This is a genomic window from Tychonema sp. LEGE 06208, assembly GCF_015207505.1.
Taxonomy (GTDB): Bacteria; Cyanobacteriota; Cyanobacteriia; order Cyanobacteriales; family Microcoleaceae; genus Microcoleus.
In genome coordinates, this window is record NZ_JADEWT010000015.1 from 17,292 (window position 1) to 37,510 (window position 20,219).

The window sequence follows — 20,219 nt, forward strand, 5'->3', positions numbered from 1 at the left end:
CCACCCCACCTACCCATAAATACAAACCTACATTGTCGAATTCGAGGCAATTTTCAGGTTGATGTGGGTTATCGGTTGTGGTTGCATCGGAATGATTTAACCGGCGCTAGGGCGCAGAGAACACAGAGGAAGACAAGAGAGAGATGAATACAGGACGATGAAGTTGTGGCGGGGCGGGTTGCTCTAGATTGTTGATAATTGTTAGATATTTTCGGTGAAACCCGCCCCTACGGAGTATTGTAATTATTGATTTAGGAGTGGGTTTTTGAGATTGTTTGTTAATGATTGCTACGGTAAAGTTAGAATTTCTACCCCGGAATCTGTCACGGCTAGGGTGTGTTCAAATTGAGCCGAAAGTTTTTTATCCTTAGTGATTGCAGTCCAACCATCGCCCAATATTTCTACTTCCCAAGTTCCCTCATTAATCATCGGTTCAATGGTAAAAACCATGCCTTGTCTGAGTTTTTTTCCCGTGCCCCGCTTCCCGTAGTGCAAAATTTCCGGTTCGGTGTGAAAAACGCGGTGCACGCCGTGTCCGGCAAAATTTCGCACTACCGAAAAACCCTGTGCTTCAGCATATTCTTGAATTGCTGCACCGATGTCGCCGGTACGAGCACCGGGTTTGACTTCGGCAATTCCTCTTCTCAAGCATTCTTCGGTAACTTCAACTAATTTTTTAGCTACTGGTGAAGGTGTTCCCACAAAAAAAGTTTTAGAAGTATCGCCGTGATAGCCATCAACTAAGGGGGTTACGTCTATGTTAATAATGTCGCCTTCTCTGAGAATTTGTTTGGCATTGGGGATGCCGTGACAGACTACTTCATTGACGCTGGCGCACAGAGATTTTGGAAAGCCTTTGTAACCTAAAGGAGCACTTTTTGCTCCGCGTTCTACAGTCCAACGTTCGGCTTCGTCGTTAATTTGGAGGGTGCTAACTCCTGGTTTAATCATTGGTTCGAGATGCAACAAAAGTTGAGCTGCTAAGCTGCCGGCTTGACGCATTTTTTCTATTTCTCTGCTGGATAGCAGCACTAGACGTTCGGTTGGCATAGTTTTTTTCGGTCTTTTGTTGTGGTCGATTAGGAGTTTATTTGACTCAATTTTAGATTAGATTTGAACTAGCGTTCAATCAATTTATCAAGGAGCTCAGTCAGCGGAGATTTCTCACAATTTTGCTACTATTACTGACGCACCTTACTAGCTGCAATCGAGTTGAACCAGTGTTGAAATCGATCGCCCAAAGCTTCCAAAGAATATTCTACCTCTGCTTGTCGCCGGCAAGCGCTGCGGTCAATTTGGTCTAAACGGGCGATCGCACCTACCAAGCCATTTACGCTGTCAGGCTCCACTAAAAAGCCCGTGTGGCCGTCTCGAACAATTTCGGCGGGGCCCCCGCGCGCGTAGGCAATCACCGGCACACCGCACGCTAAAGCCTCGATCGCGACATTTCCAAAAGCTTCTACCCAGCGCGGTGTCATCAACAAGGCTCGGCACTGGCGGACTTGCTCTTGCATTTGGGTTGTTGTCAGAAACCCTAAATATTCTACCGGAGCATCCGGGTAATCTGCACAAATTTTTTGCCAATAATCCTCATCCTGCATTTTGCCCATAATTTTTAGGGGAAGGCCTGTAATTTTTGCTGCCGCCACCGCATCTTCTAAGCCTTTCTCCGGGGCGATGCGGCCTAGCCAAGCTAATTTTGATTGTGGTTGGCTGCAAAATTCGTACAGCGATAAATCTATGCCACTTCCCAACAACTGACATTCTGCGGCAAAGGCAAAGGTTTCGGCTTGGGAAGCGGTGTAAACTCCGATCGTACCGGGAAATTGGGCGGCGGTTTGTTCAGCGACGCGATCGAGCGATCGCACCAGAGAGCCCATACTGATAAAATGGGCGATCGGAGTCCTAAAAAAAGGTGTCAAATAAAACGGCAACCAATCGTAGGCAAAATTAACAATCACATCCCATTCATCCTGAACTTGGCGCGCGTATTCCCACATATTCGCCAGCACAGCATCGGCGGGCATCACAATAGAATCATTGTAATCTTGTGTTTGGGCAGTTCCTTGCAAATCTCCCGCTATCTCGATTACTGGAATTGATTCTAAGACTGAACCGACGGGTGCTACAACTGTTATTTTATGACCGCGCCGGTGCAATTCTTTCGCAATATTGAGGACTGTAAGTTCGACTCCGCCGCCCAACCCCGAACCGAGTTGGCCGACAGAAGTTGATAGAAACAATAATTTTAAAGAGTTATTAGTAGTCATTAGTCATTAGTCATTAGTCATCAGTCATTTATTTTAGCATAGGATCGCTCGTCGTAACGTTTCGGTTTGCATCGGAATAATATTTGTCCGATTGCAGTGCTGGCGCAAGTTCGCGATCGCACTGCATTCAGATAGCATCTGTTAGATTGACCGGAATAAAATTAGTCCGCACTACGAACCAACCGTTTTTGTTATCAATAATCGACAGGACATGATATGACTGTTGACTGTTGACTGTTAACTGTTAACTGTTAACTAATGACCAATGAATGTTGACTTTTAACTGTTAACTAATGACCAACGATCAATGACTGTTGACTAATGACTAATGACTAATGACTAATGACTAATGACTACTCATCCCTTTCAGAACGAGGATGGATGCGATTTAACTGATTGATTGCCCAGCGAGCAGTCTCCTGAACTTCTGCATCTGGATCGTTAGTCGCGCGGTGCAATAAATAACTGATTTGATTCACCATTTCGTAAATTCTAGTCAAGTCGCGAATCGCATTTTTTCGCACTTCTGGGTTTTCATTTTGCAGCGAATTTGACCAGGCATTATTCATGGGTTTGAGCGTGCGAATGCCAATTTCTGAGACACTTGCCAAAATTAAACTGTACTGGTTTGAGTCGGAATTTGCTAGCAAATCTAGCAACGGTTCAACAGCTCTCGAATCTCCCTGCTGCCCTAGTTCCCAAATTGCTTTGCGCCTATAAGCTGGATTTCGGTGCTGCAAATCCTCAATCAGTGCTTCAATAATATCAACGTTATTTGTATCATCTGTTTGTGCAAGGGAAATATTTTTTTTCTTATTTGTCGCTAGCGAATCACCTCGATTAGTTGTTTCGGGAAGGTTGAAACCTGTTTCGCTGTAGCCGTTGCTGTTAGTTTCTGAGGGCGCGCCGCGGGCATTAATTCGATCGCCCTCTAGTCCAGCATTCTCCGATTCGGATGCTCCAGATTCCAGGAGAGACGGTAAAGATCGATCGCTGTTGTTGTCGAGACTGTGGCCTGTTGAAAAATCCACAGGGTAGACCAATTTTGCCCGATCGCGCGGATTGGTGGCTCGATAGTTTCTTGGGTTGCGGCGATTGCCTCTTCCCCCTCGACGCCTAGAATTATTTGACTCGTCGTTGCCAACTAATTTCAGCATGATAAATACTGCCGCTGCCGTGATGACAACTGCAGCCAAACCCAATATTAAGAATCCCCGCTGGCGAGACAAAATGACGATTAGATTGGAGATTGCTTTCGGGATTTTGGAATTGGATTTTGGCGGTTGGGACGGCTTAGATTTGTTTTTATCCGCCACCGGAGAGGGTTTTGGAGCGTTGGAATCCGGGCGATCGTCCGCCTGAGCAATTTCTTGGGAAACCGCCCGGTACGAAGCATTGAGAGTTTGTGGTCTTCCGTCCGCACTTGGACTGAAGGCAGCGCCCAGACAGGCAAGACAGGTCAATAAACATAAAGTGGAGCGGTAGTGCGCCATAGGACTCAATCAGGGTTTTGAGAGGCAACGCCGCGTGACGAGCTTTAGTGTAACCTTGAGTTAGCTCGATCCTAGCTGCTATGAGTCCAACTAACTTACAAATACCACGGCTTTTCACAAAAAATCTTTAATCCAGATGGTAGCGATCGAGAATGCGATCGCACAATTGTCTCAATAACCGCTGCAGCAGGTAAAGCAGCGGCATCCACAAAGTCGATTGCTACACCTAGCAGAGGCAACAATCGCCTCAGTTACCTGCTGCGATGCGCCGGCCGGCAATTAATTGTTGCTTGCCGTCGATTTCTGACCCCTAGCGTCCCACAAGCAAGAGTTTAACTGTTGCGTTGGCGAGTCGGTCGATCGCTTTTTGTCTCATCGAAATCGGGGTTTGGACGGGGAGGATTTGCTGCGGCAGCCAGAAACCGGGTTTTTGAGTATATTTATGGTAGCAAAACCGCATATTTTTACTATGTTTTTTACTACGCACTTAACCTGAGTTAAATCGATCGGCATTTAATTTGCTTTCATCAAATCTGATATAAGATAGAACTAAATTTTTCGTGTGAGAGTAGAGGCATTTGTGAGCCAACAAGACATCTTAAATTTAGCAAAAGAAGGCGACCCAAGGGCGATCGCATTTCTGATCGGCCAAGCACTCCACAGCTTCGGAGTCACAGCTAAAGCCAGCCGGGAAAACGACACCCTGCACCTGCTGCTGGAAGCAGAACAATTACCCGCAGAAGAAGCCTGTCTGCGAGTCGCAATCAAAGGATTGCAAAGACTCCAAGCAAATAACGTTTACTCAGTAACAGTTTACGGGCGACAGGCCGGTAAACAAATGCCCGCTTGGACTCAAACAGTAGAATTAAAAAAAGCCTTAACTTTCGCACCCATTAGTCTGGCCTCACCCGTTAGCGTAGCCGCAGCCCCAATTCCTGCCGCCGCAGGCCTACGCACAGCCCCAATTCCTGTGACTTTGCCAACCAGAGAAAAAACTCACCATTTTGTCACCACAGCGCCCCCTCCAACACCCGAAAAATTTCCGCCCCAACCCCGGAAAATCCCAACTCCCAAACCCACAAACCAACGCCAGCCAAAGCCATCACCGCGCCCAAAGTTAGCCCGCACTAAAACTAAAAAATCTTGGCTGTCAGTCGGTGCCCTGAGTCTGATTCTCGTGCCGATATCCGGCTTTGTTTTGCGCGCTCAATTTCACAAATCCTCCAGCACCGCCCCCATTAATTCTATAACCTCAAAACCTGCGGTACAACAAGTGCGTGAAGTGCAGCTATCCCGCAGCCCATCGACACCAGCACCAGCGCCCGCAGCCAAACCAGAACCAGCTCCAAAATCGCCCTCTCCCGCAGCACAAAAACCCGCCAATCTCCCCGCAACAGTCAGCATCAAAGCCGTTGGCGACATCATCCCCGGCACCAATTTTCCCTACAACAAACTGCCAACAAATAAGGAGCGTTTATTTGATTCGGTAAAACCGTACCTTCAAGGAGCCGACATTCTGTTTGGCAATTTTGAAAGCACGATGACCGATTACCCTTACAGTTCCAAAGGAGTCGGCGGACGAATGCTTTTTGCCTTTCGGACTCCTCCGAGTTATGCCAAAATCTTCAAAGATGTTGGTTTTGATATTTTGAATATTGCCAACAATCACTCCTACGATTTTAACGAGCAGGGATTTAAGGACACGATTAAAAACATCGACAGCAACGGCATGAAAGCAGTTGGCAAAAGAAACCAAATTGTTTATCAAAATGTCAAAGGCGTAAATGTTGCTTTTATCGGTTTCAGCAACTACGGCGAAGTTCACAATTCCTTACTGGAACTTAAAGAAGGGGCAGAACTTGTCAAAAAAGCGAAGCAAAAAGCTGATATTGTAGTGATATCAGTTCATGCGGGAGCTGAAGGAACCGGAGCTCAGAATGTGAGAAATAAAACCGAGTTCTTTTACGGAGAAAACCGGGGAAATATGGTTTTGTTTTCGCGAACGATGATTGATGCGGGAGCGGATTTGATTTTAGGACACGGCCCGCACGTTACCAGAGCCGTGGAACTTTACAAAGGGAAATTGATTGCTTATTCCCTGGGCAATTTTATGGGTTATCGCACTTTGTCTACAGCCGGAGCACTCGGTCAATCTCTGATTTTGGATGTAAAAATGAATCCGCAAGGGGATTTTGTTTCTGGTAAGATTATCCCCGTGGAACTTGACAAGCAAGGTATTCCGTCTGTGGATCGAGATTTTAGGAGTGTGGGGTTGATTCGCCGTTTGACAAAGAGCGATTTTCCCAACACTGGTTTGACAATTGATGACAAGGGACAAATTTTGAAAAAGAGTAAGTAGTTAGTAGTCAGTAGTCAGTAGTCAGTAGTCAGTAGTCAGTAGTCAGTAGTCAGTAGTCAGTAGTCAGTTGACTGTTGACTGTTGACTGTTGCCAACTAACAACTAACAAACAACTAACAACTGCCAACTACCAACTACCAACTAACAACTAACAACTAACAACTGCCAACTGCCAACTACCAACTGACTACTCGTCAACCATTGCTTTCAAAGCTTCTTTCATTTCCTCTGCTGTTGTCGTCGCCGTACCGAATTGACGCACGACAATGCTAGCCGCTAAATTGCCCAAAACTGCCGCTTCCCAACCGGATGCACCGACGCATAAAGCTAAAGTCATTGCTGCTACAACTGTATCTCCCGCACCGGTTACATCGAATACATCAGTTTTGTTAAAAGGGGGAATATCCCAACTTTGAATGTTAAATTTTCCCTGTTGGCAAATAGATGTTGGAGAAGGTGAATTTTTGATTGTTTCGCCGTTCACCCTTTCAAACAAACTCATCCCTTCTTCGCCGCGAGTAATCAGGATTTTTTGAGCTTGAGTTAAGTTCAATAAATCGCGTCCTGCCTGCATTAAAGTTTGAGGGTTTTTGATAGCATATCCGACTGCTTGTTCGGCTTCGGGCAGGTTCGGAGTAAACAGCATTGCTCCAGAATATCGCTGCAAATCTGTTTGAGCGTCTACTATTGTTTTGCTGGGAACTACTGCCGATTCGATCGCCAAATTCGTCAAAACTCCGTCGCCGTAGTCGGAACAAACCACTGCATCTACTGTCGGTATTTGCTGCCGGATGTAGTCTGCCAATTGCAACTGCAAATCTAAATCCGGCAACTCGTCCGATTTGCGATCGACTCGGACAATTTGCTGAGTCACCGACTGCCGCGCGTGCCCGGAAATTCTAGTTTTGGTGACAGTTGGACGCTGCGAATCGATTAAAATCCCACCCGTATCAATTCCCGCCGCCTCAAAAATACCGCACAAAGCCTTTCCCTGGTCGTCTTTTCCCACCAAACCAGCAACTTTTACTTTGCCTCCCAGTTTGGCTAAATTATAGACAGCATTTGCGCCACCTCCGGGTAGTTGCCGAGTATTTTCGTAGCGCAAAATCAACACAGGTGCTTCGCGGGAAATTCGCTCTACTTGTCCGGTAAGAAACTCGTCCAAGGTCAAATCTCCGATCGCTAATACCTGCGCTCGATCGAAGCAGTCTAATCTTTTCAATAATTGCTCTGTTGAGGCACGCAGTTGAGGCAAAAAATCGGAATAGTCGTTAGTCATTAACCAAAAAAATGAGACTGAGGAGTTGATTGTTGAGCATGGGAGGAGCAGCACTTAAAAGTCCTAATAAAGATTAATAATTATTTCCTCCCTGATTTGATTTTTAACTGTTTGTTCATTGTCTCATTTGGATTTTGAGAAACCCGTTGCAGGCTGCGGGCGAGATCCCTCCCTCGACAAAGTTGCAAATAATTGCATTAAGACTCAAGATCGAGTTTCACGGTGTAGAATTTTCTTTCTACATAACTGCCTGCAAACAAACAGCAGAATTATTTCAATTTTTGCTTGATAATCGCAATCACCTGAGACATTTGTTTTTTGAGTGCATCAATTTCCGCTTGCATTTTTGCCATTTTCAGGGTCATCGCCTGAATGTCGGCAGTGCCTGCTTCTGAGCTTGGTGCTGCGGCGGCTTCGGGCAATGGTTTCCTTTTGGCCAGTACCATCGCCGATTTGATCGCCTCGGTTAGCTGCTTCTTCTCAAAGGGTTTGGCGATGAATGCAAAAAAATGCTTCTCGAAGGGTTTCGGAATTTTTTCCATCACCTCTTCTTCGCGACCCGACATGATCACCAAAGGTATCTTGGAAAGTTCGGCGTGGGCTTGCACTTTTTGATACACTTCCCAACCGCTGACTTTGGGCAGTAGGAAATCTAACATAATTAGATTCGGGCGGGCTTGGCGGATCAGTTTGAGTCCCTCTTCGCCGTCTTTTGCTTCTAGAACTTCAAAGTTACCTTGAGGTAACATTTCTCGGACTCGGACGCGGATGACTTTACTGTCATCGATTACCAAGATTTTTTGACCAGCCACGACTGACTCCTTCAGTAATGAGTGATGAGATTCGCAACCTTTAGTATATCCCTAACCGAATTCTACCCAGAATTCTGGGGAATATTGTTTTGCTGCAATGGTCGCCTGATTTTGATTTGGGGTGACGCTGCTACAAGTTGAGGGACTTTGATTTCGGATACGATCGAATATATTAACTCGATCGCCATCCTAATTTTATGTCGCCCCAGACTCCTCAAACTCCTACTGTCAAAGCAACTGCCGCCCAAATGCGGGATGAAATCGAAGCGATGCCGGAATGGCTGCGACGGCCTCTTGGCAAAGCTAGCGAACTTTCCCAAGTCCAGAAAATTATTAAACAGCGGCAAATTCACACGATTTGCGAGGAGGGCAGATGTCCCAACCGGGGCGAGTGCTACGCCCAACAAACGGCGACTTTTTTGTTGATGGGGCCAACTTGCACCCGCGCTTGTGCTTTTTGTCAAGTAGATAAAGGTCATTCTCCGATGCCCCTAGACCCGGAGGAACCGCAAAAGGTAGCCGAGGCTGTGCAATTGTTGGGTTTGCGTTATGCGGTGCTGACTTCGGTGGCGAGGGACGATTTGCCGGATGGGGGTGCGGGTTGGTTTGCAAGGACGATCGCCCAAATCCGCCTCTTAAACCCCGATACTGAAGTTGAGGTACTGACGCCAGATTTCTGGGGAGGAATCGGTAGGGGCGGTGTCCCCGACGGGGAGAATTCCGACCTCGACGAGTTGCAGCGAGAGCGGATTCGGACGGTGGTGGAGGCAAAACCGGCTTGTTACAACCACAATATTGAGACGGTGCGACGCTTGCAAGGGCCGGTGCGGAGGGGGGCTAAGTACGAGCGCTCGATCGACGTTCTCCGTATTGTCAAGGAATTTGACCCAACTATTCCCACCAAATCCGGTTTGATGTTGGGCCACGGGGAAACTGCCGCCGAGATTGTCGAAGCGATGGCCGATTTGCGGGATGCCCAGTGCGATCGGCTCACCCTCGGTCAATACATGAGACCATCTCTAGAACACCTCCCAGTGCGTAAATACTGGACTCCGGCCGAATTTGACCGTTTTGGGTCGATCGCCCGAGAGATGGGGTTTGAGCGCGTGCGATCGGGGCCTCTCGTCCGCAGTTCCTACCACGCAGGAGCGATCGATTGAAATCAATCTCAATTTAACTCGGTATAAACTCCTAGTTACAAAAAATAACACTCTTAGATTGTGCAAATATGCCACGCTCTCTGCTATTTGTGAATACAGTGACTTATGAATTAGGAGCTTGAATCATGGCAGAGATAGCAAAGAACCAATTAAAATCCGACTCCGTGATGAAAACGGGCAAATTCCCTTACACCTTTCGCGCAGCGTGGTTTCTGTTGCTGTTAGGTATCAATTTCTTGGTTGCAGCCTATTATTTCCATATCATTGAATAGTTCTGCCGCCTGAATTTTAGCAGACCCTGCTTTTGGGTAGCTCAAAGTCGGAGACGGGGAGAGTGGGGGAGTGGGAGAGTGGGAGAGGGGAAGAGGGGGAGAGTGGGAAAGGGGAGACTTTTTCCTTTTTACTACTTCGCTTTTCCTTCTGACTATTTCCCTCGTCATTCTTCCCGATCATTCTTCCTCGTCCTTCTTGCGTCTTCTCTCTTCCCTCTTCCTTCTGACCAATGACCAATGACTAATGACCAATGACCAATGACCAATGACTAATGACCAATGACTAGCGATTTCTCGATGCTTCTAACTTAGACAACCGCTCTTTAATTTTGAGCACATCCTGCTTAGTTTCAATTGCCAAAGTTGCTAAATTGTCAAACATCGGATCTCCCGAAAGCATCCTAGAATTTGTCCGGCTCGAACCAGGCCGGTTCGGAGACTGAGGCCGACTCACTCCAGAACCTTGAGACTGCAAGCTGTAGATTTGTGCCCTGAGTTCAGCAATTTGACCTTCTAATTGAGTAATCCGAAACTCTAGTTGAGTCGTAGATTGAGCGGGCGTAGAAATTGGTCTAACAGTAATTGCTAAAAAGCAAATAAGACACAAAAGAAAGATTTTTATGGCGCGGTGTCGAATATTTTTCGGCATAGCTTTAATAATTGAAATTATACCATTTCCGCTTGCATCGGAATGATTGAACCACAGAGAACGCAGAGTACACAGAGTCCGAGAATATATATCTGAATCATTCCGATGCTACCGGATTTGATATGAGTCCGTTTATAGGATAACAAATCGCCGAGATTTTACGTCTCTATCAGAAGTATGTTTTATGCCACCTAAAAACGTAGCTATTTTAATGTTTGATGATGTCGAGGTGCTGGACTTTGCAGGCCCTTTTGAAGTGTTTTCGGTGACAGCAGAATTAAATTCAGAATCAAATAAAGATTCGCGACCTTTTGCAGTCTCTACCGTAGCCCAACATCCCGGTGCTGTCAACGCCCGCAACGGTTTGAGCGTAAATCCCGACTGCACCATTTCCAATTGTCCGCCACCGGATATTTTAATTGTCCCTGGGGGAAAAGGTACGAGAAAGTTGATCGATAATTCAGCAGTTATTAACTGGATCAAAGATTGTTCGCAAACAGCAGAATTAGTGCTTTCTGTTTGTACGGGTTCGCTGCTGTTAGCAAAAGCTGGCTTATTGGAAGGATTGGCAGCAACTACACACCATCGGGCGTTAGATTTATTGAGAGAATTAGCTCCCAACACAACTATTCTTGAAAATCAGCGCTTTGTAGATAACGGCAAAATCATCACTTCTGGGGGAATTGCTGCGGGAATTGATATGTCTTTGCACGTTGTCGGTAAGCTTTTGGGCACAGCACAAGCTGAAAAAACCGCAGAGCACATGGAATATAAAATGGGGAATTGGTAATTGCGAATCTAGTTCATTCCGTCCTTATGCAAAACCTGTATATTTAGGGTGGGAAGTACGCACCTTACCGCTATAATTCCCTCGCGTCAAACTACGCATAATACCAATTCTCAAAAGCGAGCATCTGTAGGGACACGGCAATGCCGTGTCCGGCGCGGGGAGTAGGACACGGCATTGCCGTGTCCCTACGGTTCCCTTTTAATAATTGGTATAAGATTGAGGATTGTAGCAAGACTTTTTTAAATTGGTATCAAGCATCTTCGCTCCAAACTTTTAGTTGCACATAAACTAATATCAAAGCTACAGCCATCAGGAAAGTTGCCGCAGCCGCTGCATAGCCAAAATCGAATTGCGAAAAAGCTTGCTCGTAAATATAATAAACTAGCAAATTAGTAGAGTTCAAAGGGCCGCCGCCGGTGATGACGTAAACTTGCTCGAAACTCCGCAGGGTAAAAATAGCTGTTGTCACCGTAGCAAATATTAAAGTCGGTCGCAAGCCTGGTAAAGTGATGTGCCAAAATTGTTGCCAAGCGTTAGCTCCGTCCAATTCTGCCGCTTCGTAACGATTTATGGGAATTGCTTGCAATCCTGCTAAAAATACTACCATATTAAAGCCTAATTGTTTCCAAACACTGAGTAGAATTATTACTGGCATTGCCCAAACTGTGCTACTCAACCAAGGAATAGGATTTAAGCCGATCGCCATTAACATATCATTCACCGGGCCTTCGGTTTGAAATAACCACCGCCAACCCAAGCCAACGGCAACTAAAGAGGTAATCGAAGGGATAAAATAAGCGGTGCGGAGAGCGCCCCGCCAAGCAAAGGAGCGATTTAGCAGCACTGCTAAACCCAATGGAATCACTAAACTGGGAATGACTGTGGCGGTAGTAAAATAGATCGTGTTTTGGAGAACTTGCCAAAAATCCGGGTTAGTGATTAGACGCAAGTAGTTGTTCAAACCAATTAAACGCACTCCCGACTGGGTAAAGCTGCCGCTGGTAAAGCTGAGGTAAAATAAATAGGCGATCGGCCAAATCAAAAAAGTACCCAGAAACAGCAAAGCCGGGGCCAGAAAAGTCCAAGCTGCGATCGACTCATTGTCCAACCAGTTAAAACGCCCAAATTTAATCGGAACCATTTGCTTGTAAATTGTAGCTTTTAGTTTTAAATGGTATCACAATCTAGGTCAAGGTAACAATGAATTTTCTCGATATATTATCTAACTTACCTACTATAGAAACCGAGAGACTATTGCTGAGAAAAATTACTTTAAACGATGCCAGCGATATGTTTGAATATGCTTCCCATTCCGAAGTCTCAGAATATACAATGTGGTCAACTCACAACTCGCTCGAAGATACTAAATATTTCATCAAATCACTGATGAAAATGTACAAAAAACGAGAGCTTGTAGATTGGGGAATTGTCCACAAAGTCGATGATAAATTTATCGGAACTTGCGGATTTGTGGAGTGGAGCATGAACCACAGCCGCGCCGAAATAGGCTACGCACTTTCTGGGAGATATTGGGGGGAAGGATACATGAGCGAGGCTGTCAATGCGGTTATTGAATTCGGCTTTCGGGAGATGTTGCTGAATCGAATTATGGCTCGATGTGAAGTTAACAATATTGCTTCGGCGAGGGTGATGGAAAAGGTGGGGATGCAATTGGAAGGAATTTTGCGGCAACAGCTATTTGTGAAAGGCAGATATTGGGATCTGAAAATTTATTCGATTCTCAGGGAAGAGTTTTTTGCCAGTCGGCAAGATTAGCAACCGTTACAGGTGGTACAATTATTTTAACGATTGGGCTTTAGTATTTATGAGCATAAAAAAGTTAAATATTTCCAGATTGCTGATTTGTGCCTGTTGCCTGTTACATTGGAGCAGAGTAGGTACGAGTGCGATCGCCCAACGACCAACTTTGCGATCGGCAATTATCTCTCAAGCAAATCCCCCAGCCCAAACTGTAGCCGAAAAATTGGTAGGACAGTGGCAACTGAAATATTTATCACCCACTCCTTTAACAGTAATTATCACACCTGAAGGCAAATTATTTATACTCAAGGGCTATCCTTTCCCTAATCCTAGCGCCTATCAATTTAGCTACCAAATTAACTCGCTCTTCCAACCCATGCAAATCGATTTAGTTAGCAGCGATAAAACTTTGCGGACAATTTTTGAATTCAACAATCGCGGTCAACTGCGTGTAGAACTCATGGGTTTAAAGCCAGGAGAACCCAGACCAAATACTTTTACGGCTGGGGCAATTTTTCTCGAAAAAGTTTCTACAGTTACAGCTTTACCGCGAAATACAAAAATCGAAAGATTTAATCTATTAGAAATAGAAAATCCGCGACGAGTGTATGAAGGTGAAGAATTTATTAGGTATGCGATTATGGCACAACAAACTTTTTACGCCGAAAATACCAAATTTGCTAGAACCCTTGAGGAACTGGGCCTAGGAATGAGATTAGATACAGAAAATTATCGCTATCAAATTTTACCGGAAAGTGGTTTAACCGAAGGTGTAATTATGACTGTTCAAGCTAAAAAGCTTCAATTTAGAAGTTATACAGGTGCAGTTTTTTTAGTTAAAGACAAAGATTACAATGATGCTCAAACTAGCATCGGATTTATTTGCGAAACAAATCAGCCTTCTACTATACCTCCACCTAGACCTATAATTCCGATAAATAATGACAAAGCAAACTTGAGATGCCCACTTAATTCTTCTTTAATATAACCATAAAAATTTTATGATCGCACCAAATACCAACTCTATAGATTGTTTGATTGTTCCCCCAATTCCTGCCGCCCAAGTCGAAAAAAATGCTTCTATTAGTAAGCCATTAAAAATAGGAATTCTAGCATCAGGAAGCGGCAGCAACTTCGAGGTAATTGCCCAAGCCATCCAAAACCAAGAACTTAATGTTCAAATTCCAGTATTAATTTACAACAACCCCGAAGCCAAAGCCGCAACGCGAGCCGAAAAATACGGCATTCCTTCGATTTTGCTCAATCACCGCGATTGCAAAAGCCGCGAAGAATTAGATACAAAAATTGTTAAAACTTTTCAAGCTCATGATGTAGAATGGGTAGTGATGGCGGGTTGGATGCGTATCGTCACCAAAGTTTTGCTCGATGCTTTTCCCGACAAAGTTATTAACATTCACCCCAGTTTGCTGCCGAGTTTCACAGGAATTCGCGCTGTCGAACAAGCACTCGCAGCCAAGGTTAAAATCACCGGATGTACGGTGCATATCGCCCGTTTGGAGGTAGATAGCGGGCCGATTTTAATGCAGGCTGCAGTGCCTGTATTACCTGACGATACGGCAGAAACGCTGCACGCCAGGATTCAGGTACAAGAACACAAGATTATGGTAGGGGCGATCGCCCTTATTGCCGAATCCCATCAAAAACATTGTGACTAAAAACCTCACCAGTTCCGCATCTGTCCCGGAATTACCAGTCAGCGACTCGCCCGAAATAAGGCCGCCGCTGACCGACTGCAATCGCTTGCAATTAATACTGAAAGACAGGCTCAAAAAAAACATCGGCATCAAGGGAGAATTTTATCTGCCTTGCTTGCCATCGATGCTAGACGACTATCTAAAATTACTCTCAGACTTCTTAATCATCCTCGGGCAAAACCTTGATGCTGCCCAATCCGAAAACTTGCGAATATTAATCGCCAACGCCTTAGCAGAAGGATTCAAAAATTCTCCCCACGCTAATCTAATAGTTTCATACTTTCCCGCCAATTCCCAAACCGGTTTAGCCGACGGCATTACTCTGAATACCAAGATTCAAATCGAATCAATGGCCGAGAAATATCATAGCTGGCCGGATATTCGCCCCGAACCTTTATTTGGTAGCCATCCCGATGCCAAAGTCATCGCCATTGCTACCGAATTAGGAGAACCAAGTAAAGCACCTATTTTAGATGTCGGTGCCGGCCCAGGGCGCAATAGTTTGCCTTTAGCAAGGTTAGGTCATGCCGTGGATGCGATCGAGCTAACACCGATATTTGCCGAAAAACTATCATCCGCAGCCACCGCCGAAAACTTGCCAATAAATGTCACCCAAGGCGACGTTTTAGACCCATTATTGAGGATGAAAACCTATCGGTACAAATTAGCCATTGCTACCGAAGTTCTCTCCCACTTCCGCTACCCCGAACAAGTCCGCTTATTCCTCGGCAAAATGTCCGATGCTGTTTTAAGTGGCGGGTTTATCTTATTCAGTGCTTTCTTAGCAGTAGATGGCTACGAACCCGACGAGATGGCCAAACAAATGTCTGAATTGTGTTGGTCTTATCTCATCACAAAGCAAGAATTGCAAGCAGCAATCGAGGGTTTGCCGTTAGCAATTATTTCTGATGAATCGGTGATTGAATACGAACAAAAACATTTGCCGGATTCTGCGTGGCCGCCGACACCTTGGTTTGTGAGTTGGGCCAGCGGGCGCGATTTATTTCCCGTGCAACAAACACCGCCGTTAGAGTTGCGGTGGATACTGGTTAAACGCTTGTAGAGAGTTAGTATTGTGCGTCATAATGTAGTTGATCGATGATTGATAAAATAATGTATTCGCTCCGCACCCTACGACAAATTTTAGCTAAGGTGCGTTAAATTGTGGCTGCTTGATGATTGATAAAATAACGCACTCGCTCCGCACCCTAGGGCAATTTTTCCTAATATACCTAGTTTTATTGTGGGTTGTATTTAAACATTTTTTTGACACTCAAGCAGCTCTTTCAAACTTGATAAATCACAAATTATTCGGCTCTGATAGTCAAAATACTTGCCTTTTCGATCGACTAAAACTGTTTTAATTCCAAGCTGCTCAGCTCCCTCAATATCATCTTCTATTGAGTCACCAACCATTAAAACCTGTGATGGTTCTATATTTAAATCATGTATAACAAATTCAAAAACTTTACAGTTAGGTTTGCAAAGGCCAATTTCTTCACTAATATAAATTTTGTTAATATATTGAGCTAGCTTTAATGCCTTGATTTTATCTCTTTGCCCGTCCGAAGGTCCATTTGTAAGAATAGCAGTATTAATTTCTTTTTCTTCTAAAGTTTTTAGTAAGGGAATCACATCATCAAATAATGTTATTTCGTGATTAGCCTCTTTCATGTAAATAGAATTTAGTGCTGAAGAAAACGCTAAAGGATTTTCGTGAGCGCCTTGTATAACATCAGCATACCGACGCAACCTATACTCGTCCCTTGAAATAACTCCATTAACAAATTGTCGGAACAATGTAGGTTCTATCAAGCTATAACTATTCCAGAATTTGTTAACATCTATCCCCGATAGTTCAAGAACTCGATTAACAAGACTTATTGCGTTTTTTTTAGCTTTCTGATAATCACAAAGTGTATCATCTAGATCGAAAATGACGTATTTTATCATAGCTAATTATTTCTCCTACCCTAATTATTTCTCCCAAATAATACGAACTCCAACAACAACTGTTCCTAATCGATATAGCTAGTAATAAGGTGCGTCAGATTGTAGCTTGTCGATTTTTGATAAAATCACGCATTCTGACGCACCCTAAGTAGAAAGGCGTAAATATTTGTAGTTGGGATGAGGCAGGAGTCAGGAGACAGAATGCAGGAGGGATTGGGGTTTGAGCCTCATTTATCTTTCTTAACACAGTTGTGTTTTTCCCCACCGACTTACTTACAACAAATTTTAGCGGTTAAAAATCCAATCCTAAACCTCAGATGCCCGCAGTTGTCCGCAGGCTGCATCTGCTTCCAAGCCGCGAGAATATCGCACGCTAACTGCAATCTTCTTTTCCTTCAAAACCGCAACAAAATTGTTGATTCGATTTGGAGTCGGACGCTGATATTCAGCTTCTTGAATCGGATTGTAAGGAATCAAATTGACGTGACACTGAAAACCGCGCAACTGATTTGCTAACTCGGCTGCGTGTTCTGGTAAATCATTTACGTTTGCTAAGAGCACGTATTCAAAGCTTAATCTGCGTCCAGTCGATCGCACATATTCCCGACATTCTGCGATTAACTCACCCAAAGGATAAGGGCGGGCGCTAGGAATTAACTCTTCGCGCAATCTTTGATTGGAAGCGTGGAGGCTGACGGCGAGGGTAATTTGCAGTTGATGTTCGGCTAGTTGGGTGATGCGATTGCGGATTCCGACTGTGGAAACGGTGATGTTCCGCTGTCCAATTCCTACGTCTTGATTCAAACACTTGACAGCAGCTACAACGTTATCGAAATTCAGCAGGGGTTCGCCCATTCCCATAAATACGATGTGGCTGACTCGGCGGCCGAAATCTTGCTGTACTGTCAAGACTTGATCGACGATTTCGTTTACTTCTAAATTGCGCTTGAAACCGCCTTTTCCGGTAGCGCAAAAGTCGCAGCCCATCGCGCAGCCAACTTGGGCTGAGACGCACACTGTCAGCCGTTTTTCGGTGGGAATGCCGACTGTTTCAATGATTTGACCGTCTGCTAATTTTAGAAGATACTTTACCGTAGAGTCTGGTGCGACCGATCGATAGTGAATAGTCGATCGCCCGATCGGAATTTTCGCAACAGTCTCGCGCCACTGTTTAGAGAATACAGAAATCTCAGAGAGCGATCGCGCGCCTCTCTCATAAATCCACTGGTACAACTGCTTCCCGCGATAAGCGGGTTGCCCGTTTTGCTGCACCCACTCCGTTAACTCAGCCAAACTCGCGCCCAACAACGGCGGAATTTTACCAGACTCAACAGACAAAGCAGCAGTCTTGCGAGACTGATTCGCACCCTTGGAATTACCAGAAGAGTACACCTGAGAAACGGAAGTAGAAGGCATAGGTCATCAGAAAATTTTAAGCCACCCTCCATAGTAAAACTTCTCGACCAAAACTGCCGTTAATCCTCAAAAATGTGAAGTCTCGATCCCTCTAAATCCCTTAAGAAGGGGGACTTTAAGAATAATCCGGTTCCCCCCTTTAAAAAAGGGGGTTAGGGGGCTGTTATTGTGGACTCACAAAGAAAACTCCAGACAGAAATCTGCACAATCAAGAATCCAGTTAATTTTTGGCCAAATCCCCCAAAAATTGCGTGTAAATGACCGCAGCCCCCTAAAATAAACTCCAGAGTTTATTTTAGGGTATGCAATCTGACTGCTTTCCATCACAATTAATGCAACTTTTATGGTGCTAAATATTCTTGCGCTGCCCTTAGCGTTTCAATTTACATCCCCAGGCCCGATAATCTTTCAACTAGGCCCCCTAGCTATCCGTTGGTACGGGCTGTTGATAGCTTCTGCCGTCTTAATAGGGGTCAGTTTGTCCCAATATTTGGCCGAAAAGCGCCGCGTCAACCCAGAATTGCTGGGCGATTTAGCAATTTGGCTGGTTCTGGGCGCTATTCCCTGCGCTCGAATTTATTACGTGGCTTTTGAGTGGCCGCAATATGCCCAAAGACCTGAAGATATTATAGCGATTTGGAAAGGCGGAATTGCTATTCACGGGGCGATTTTGGGCGGCACGATCGCAGCTTTAATTTTTGCGAAAATCCAGCGAGTTTCTTTTTGGCAATTGGCAGATTTAATCGCGCCTTCGGTAATTCTCGGTCAGGCGATCGGACGCTGGGGAAATTTCTTTAATTCCGAAGCTTTTGGCGGCCCTACGGATTTACCTTGGAAACTTTATATTCCGCCAAACAGCCGCCCGATCGGCTACGCTAATTTTGAATACTTCCACCCCACATTTCTCTACGAATCTCTGTGGAATTTGACAGTATTTGGGTTGCTGCTGACTTTGTTCTTCCGCGATTTGCAAGGAAAAATTAGGTTGAAAACAGGTGCTTTGTTTTTGGTTTACCTGGCAGCTTACAGTTCCGGTAGAGTCTGGATTGAAGGGTTGCGAACTGATAGTTTGATGTTCGGGCCACTCAGGGCTGCACAGATGGTAAGTTTGACTGGGATTGTGTTAGGTTTGGGCGGGTTGGCTTGGCTTTATTTGCTCGATCGACCTTTACCCGATGTTGTCTCCCCCAATAGCGATCGGGCAAATATCGATCGCAAATCCCCGGGCGATCGATAAAAAACCCCAGAGAGGTTAGTCTCTAGGGCTCAAAACCAGGGTGCATCTACCATCCCTTACTTCCAACCAAAATCGGTGCATCCGGAAGCGTCGGTAAATTTAGCAAATTTTTTAGCAGCCATGAGTTTGACAGAGATTGAAGACCCCCTTTCAGGGGTGTACATTGTAGGTGCAGGCCCGGGAGACCCGGATTTGTTGACTGTTAAGGCTCAAAAATTACTGGCTGTCGCCGATGTGATATTATTTGCTGATTCCCTAGTTCCAGAGCAAATTTTGCAGGGAGTGCGCGCAGATGCTGAAATTATCCAAACTGCGGATAAGACTCTCGAAGAGATTGTACCTTTGATGGTGGAGCGAGTGCGCGCCGGGAAAAGCCTCGTCCGCCTCCATTCCGGCGATCCCTGTCTCTACGGCGCTGTGGGCGAACAAATGCAAGCTTTGGCCGAGGCGGGAATTGCTTTTGAGGTAATCCCAGGAATTAGCGCTTTCCAATTAGCCGCCGCGAAACTTAAAATTGAGTTGACAGTTCCCGGAATTGTACAGACAATTATTTTGACCCGAATTACCGGCCGCACTGAAGTACCAACACGCGAAGAATTGGCGAGTTTAGCGGCCCATCAAGCGAGTTTATGTCTGTATTTGAGCGCCCGCCATGTCGAACAAGCTCAATCTAAATTGATGGAACATTACCCATCGGATTTACCAGTGGCGATTTGTTATCGCTTGGGCTGGCCGGATGAAAAAATTGTCCTAGTTCCCCTTGACAAAATGGCGCTTGCTACCCGCGAACATAATTTGTTTAGAACGACCATGTATGTAATTAGTCCGGCTTTGGGAAAAGAGGCCCAAGGGCGATCGCGCTTGTACCATCCAGAGCACGATCGGCTGTTTCGTCAGTAGTCATTAGTCATTAGTCATTAGTCATTAGTCAGCAGTCATTAGTCATTAGTCATTAGTCATTAGTCATTAGTCATTAGTCATTAGTCATTAGTCATTAGTCAGCAGTCATTAGTCATTAGTCATTAGTCATTAGTCATTAGTCATTAGTCATTA

Annotated in this window: 22 protein-coding genes; 11 read left to right on the forward strand and 11 right to left on the reverse strand. The window is 45.1% G+C overall.

The features are described 5' to 3' along the window. Positions 1-288 precede the first annotated feature (288 nt). The 3 genes from map to IQ263_RS06275 form a co-directional block, all read right to left on the reverse strand. Positions 289-1,050, reverse strand: a complete 762-nt coding sequence (gene map, locus IQ263_RS06265) for a type I methionyl aminopeptidase (protein WP_194066658.1) — start codon at positions 1,048-1,050, stop codon at positions 289-291. Between the two features lie 131 nt (positions 1,051-1,181). Next, positions 1,182-2,270, reverse strand: a complete 1,089-nt coding sequence (locus IQ263_RS06270; RefSeq protein ID WP_194066659.1) for a glycosyltransferase family 4 protein — start codon at positions 2,268-2,270, stop codon at positions 1,182-1,184. A 353-nt stretch (positions 2,271-2,623) separates the two neighbouring features. Next, a complete protein-coding gene (locus IQ263_RS06275) occupies positions 2,624-3,427 on the reverse strand; it encodes a HEAT repeat domain-containing protein (RefSeq protein ID WP_228049836.1) in 804 nt (267 codons plus the stop codon). Between IQ263_RS06275 and IQ263_RS28250 the strand changes: the two genes are divergently transcribed. Then, complete coding sequence (locus IQ263_RS28250; protein ID WP_228042530.1) at positions 3,426-3,632, forward strand: hypothetical protein; 207 nt, start codon at positions 3,426-3,428, stop codon at positions 3,630-3,632. The genes IQ263_RS06275 and IQ263_RS28250 overlap by 2 nt on opposite strands. 226 nt (positions 3,633-3,858) lie before the next feature. Here IQ263_RS28250 and IQ263_RS06280 read toward each other — a convergent pair whose 3' ends face one another. Both IQ263_RS06280 and IQ263_RS06285 read right to left on the reverse strand, forming a co-directional pair. Further along, positions 3,859-4,005 carry a hypothetical protein gene (locus tag IQ263_RS06280; RefSeq protein ID WP_194066661.1) on the reverse strand — a complete coding sequence of 49 codons (147 nt, stop codon included), beginning with the start codon at positions 4,003-4,005 and terminating at the stop codon, positions 3,859-3,861. 68 nt (positions 4,006-4,073) lie between these two features. Next, positions 4,074-4,223: a hypothetical protein gene (locus IQ263_RS06285; protein ID WP_194066662.1), complete on the reverse strand. Its 150-nt coding sequence runs from the start codon at positions 4,221-4,223 to the stop codon at positions 4,074-4,076. Between the two features lie 120 nt (positions 4,224-4,343). Between IQ263_RS06285 and IQ263_RS06290 the strand changes: the two genes are divergently transcribed. Further along, entirely contained in the window at positions 4,344-6,122 is a 1,779-nt protein-coding gene (locus IQ263_RS06290) for a CapA family protein (protein ID WP_194066663.1), read from the forward strand. A 187-nt stretch (positions 6,123-6,309) separates the two neighbouring features. Here IQ263_RS06290 and IQ263_RS06295 read toward each other — a convergent pair whose 3' ends face one another. Beyond that, the gene (locus tag IQ263_RS06295) at positions 6,310-7,401 is read right to left on the reverse strand and encodes a bifunctional heptose 7-phosphate kinase/heptose 1-phosphate adenyltransferase (protein ID WP_194066664.1); all 1,092 of its coding nucleotides are present in this window, start codon (positions 7,399-7,401) and stop codon (positions 6,310-6,312) included. A 269-nt stretch (positions 7,402-7,670) separates the two neighbouring features. Beyond that, a complete protein-coding gene (locus IQ263_RS06300; RefSeq protein WP_194066665.1) occupies positions 7,671-8,213 on the reverse strand; it encodes a response regulator in 543 nt (180 codons plus the stop codon). A gap of 197 nt (positions 8,214-8,410) precedes the next feature. Here IQ263_RS06300 and lipA point away from each other — a divergent pair, with 197 nt between their 5' ends. Next, positions 8,411-9,373, forward strand: coding sequence for a lipoyl synthase (gene lipA, locus IQ263_RS06305; protein WP_194066666.1), 963 nt, complete (start codon positions 8,411-8,413; stop codon positions 9,371-9,373). Between the two features lie 125 nt (positions 9,374-9,498). Next, positions 9,499-9,645, forward strand: coding sequence for a photosystem I protein PsaX (gene psaX, locus IQ263_RS06310; protein ID WP_194012677.1), 147 nt, complete (start codon positions 9,499-9,501; stop codon positions 9,643-9,645). A gap of 283 nt (positions 9,646-9,928) precedes the next feature. On the opposite strand, the gene IQ263_RS06315 is transcribed toward psaX, so the two are convergent. After that, positions 9,929-10,294 (reverse strand): hypothetical protein, encoded by a 366-nt coding sequence (locus IQ263_RS06315; protein ID WP_194066667.1) that lies wholly within the window; start codon positions 10,292-10,294, stop codon positions 9,929-9,931. 184 nt (positions 10,295-10,478) lie between these two features. Here IQ263_RS06315 and IQ263_RS06320 point away from each other — a divergent pair, with 184 nt between their 5' ends. Next, a complete protein-coding gene (locus IQ263_RS06320) occupies positions 10,479-11,084 on the forward strand; it encodes a DJ-1/PfpI family protein (RefSeq protein ID WP_194066668.1) in 606 nt (201 codons plus the stop codon). 250 nt (positions 11,085-11,334) lie between these two features. Here IQ263_RS06320 and IQ263_RS06325 read toward each other — a convergent pair whose 3' ends face one another. Then, positions 11,335-12,225 carry a carbohydrate ABC transporter permease gene (locus IQ263_RS06325; protein WP_194066669.1) on the reverse strand — a complete coding sequence of 297 codons (891 nt, stop codon included), beginning with the start codon at positions 12,223-12,225 and terminating at the stop codon, positions 11,335-11,337. A gap of 59 nt (positions 12,226-12,284) precedes the next feature. Between IQ263_RS06325 and IQ263_RS06330 the strand changes: the two genes are divergently transcribed. The 4 genes from IQ263_RS06330 to IQ263_RS06345 are packed head-to-tail and all read left to right on the forward strand — an operon-like array spanning position 12,285 to position 15,623. After that, positions 12,285-12,860, forward strand: coding sequence for a GNAT family N-acetyltransferase (locus tag IQ263_RS06330; protein WP_194066670.1), 576 nt, complete (start codon positions 12,285-12,287; stop codon positions 12,858-12,860). Next, on the forward strand, positions 12,841-13,833 hold the full coding sequence (locus tag IQ263_RS06335; protein WP_194066671.1) for a type IV pilin-like G/H family protein: 993 nt from the start codon (positions 12,841-12,843) through the stop codon (positions 13,831-13,833). The genes IQ263_RS06330 and IQ263_RS06335 overlap by 20 nt, the downstream gene beginning before the upstream one ends. Positions 13,834-13,846: 13 nt before the next feature. Further along, positions 13,847-14,521, forward strand: coding sequence for a phosphoribosylglycinamide formyltransferase (purN, locus tag IQ263_RS06340; RefSeq protein ID WP_194066672.1), 675 nt, complete (start codon positions 13,847-13,849; stop codon positions 14,519-14,521). Further along, complete coding sequence (locus tag IQ263_RS06345; protein ID WP_339384779.1) at positions 14,514-15,623, forward strand: class I SAM-dependent methyltransferase; 1,110 nt, start codon at positions 14,514-14,516, stop codon at positions 15,621-15,623. Before purN ends, IQ263_RS06345 begins: the two co-directional genes overlap by 8 nt. Positions 15,624-15,814: 191 nt before the next feature. Here IQ263_RS06345 and IQ263_RS06350 read toward each other — a convergent pair whose 3' ends face one another. Both IQ263_RS06350 and rlmN read right to left on the reverse strand, forming a co-directional pair. Further along, positions 15,815-16,513 carry an HAD family hydrolase gene (locus tag IQ263_RS06350; protein WP_194066673.1) on the reverse strand — a complete coding sequence of 233 codons (699 nt, stop codon included), beginning with the start codon at positions 16,511-16,513 and terminating at the stop codon, positions 15,815-15,817. A 306-nt stretch (positions 16,514-16,819) separates the two neighbouring features. Next, the gene (gene rlmN / locus IQ263_RS06355; protein ID WP_228049837.1) at positions 16,820-17,929 is read right to left on the reverse strand and encodes a dual-specificity RNA methyltransferase RlmN; all 1,110 of its coding nucleotides are present in this window, start codon (positions 17,927-17,929) and stop codon (positions 16,820-16,822) included. A gap of 343 nt (positions 17,930-18,272) precedes the next feature. On the opposite strand from rlmN, the gene lgt reads away from it, so the two are divergent. Beyond that, positions 18,273-19,166, forward strand: coding sequence for a prolipoprotein diacylglyceryl transferase (lgt, locus tag IQ263_RS06360; RefSeq protein WP_194066674.1), 894 nt, complete (start codon positions 18,273-18,275; stop codon positions 19,164-19,166). 120 nt (positions 19,167-19,286) lie between these two features. After that, the gene (gene cobM, locus IQ263_RS06365; protein ID WP_194066675.1) at positions 19,287-20,066 is read left to right on the forward strand and encodes a precorrin-4 C(11)-methyltransferase; all 780 of its coding nucleotides are present in this window, start codon (positions 19,287-19,289) and stop codon (positions 20,064-20,066) included. Positions 20,067-20,219: the final 153 nt, after the last annotated feature.